General features: G+C 68.8%; 1 protein-coding gene. It reads right to left on the minus strand.

The genetic code is table 11. The features are described 5' to 3' along the window. Positions 1 to 12: 12 nt before the first annotated feature. Entirely contained in the window at positions 13 to 915 is a 903-nt protein-coding gene (locus FVE25_RS53650; protein ID WP_157255261.1) for an IS5 family transposase, read from the minus strand. Positions 916 to 1,019: the final 104 nt, after the last annotated feature.

The following is a 1,019-nucleotide window of genomic DNA, read 5'->3' on the forward strand; positions in this document are numbered from 1 at the left end:
CTAGGACGTGTTTCAAAGTCGGGTGAGCCAGTCGTTGATGGCGACTACGTGCACGCTGGCTTGGTAGCGGACCGCGAGCTTGTCGTAGCGGGTGGCCAGGGCTCGGTGGCGTTTGAGTCGGTTGATGCCGCATTCCACGGCTGAGCGGACCTGGTAGTCGACGGGGTCGAACGCAGGTGGGCGGCCGCCTCGGCTGCCACGGCGTCGGCGGTGGGCGATCTGATCAGCCGGTTCTGGGATGGTGCAGGCGATCTTGCGGGTGCGCAGGTGTGCCCGGATCGCGCGGGAGGAATAGGCCTTGTCGGCTCGTACCCGGCGGGGTCGGGTGCGGGGCCGGCCCCGGCCTGGCCGGGGGACCCGGATGGCGGCCATCACCATCGGGAACTGCGGCGCGTCCCCACGGTGCCCGGCGGTGACGATCACGGCGAGCAAGCCCTGGCCCTGCTCGCAGGCCACGTGCAGCTTGGTGGACAAGCCGCCGCGGGAGCGGCCCAGGGCATGATCGGCGGGCTCGGTGACCGTCCCGCCGGGCGGCTCGGCCTGCTCGTGGCTGTCGCGTCGTGCGCCTGCGGCGTGCTGATGGGCTCGGCAGATGGTCGAGTCGACGCCGATGTCCCAGCCGATCAGGCCTGCTGCGTCGGCCGGCGTCTGCACGGCCGTGAAGATCTGCTGCCAGGCGCCTGCTCGTTGCCAACGGCGGAACAGGCTGTAGATCGCGTGCCAGGAGCCGTAGCAGGCAGGAACATCCCGCCAGGGGGCACCGACCCTGATCCGCCGGCGGATGCCATCGATGAGCTGGCGCTTGGTCCATCGCGACGGCCGACCGGGACGACGACAAGCGGGCAGCAGCGGCTCCAGCCGCGCCCACTGCGCATCGGTCAGATCGAACCGTCGAGTCACCGCTAAGGTGTCCACGAGGTCTCCGGGATTGGTTCTTCTTCGTCGTTGAACCCTTTACCGGAGACCTCGTTGCGTTACCGGTTACGACACGCCCTCATACACTTCGAAACACGTCCTAG

Origin of the sequence: Nonomuraea typhae, from assembly GCF_009760925.1 — a bacterium.
Classification (GTDB): Bacteria; Actinomycetota; Actinomycetes; order Streptosporangiales; family Streptosporangiaceae; genus Nonomuraea; species Nonomuraea typhae.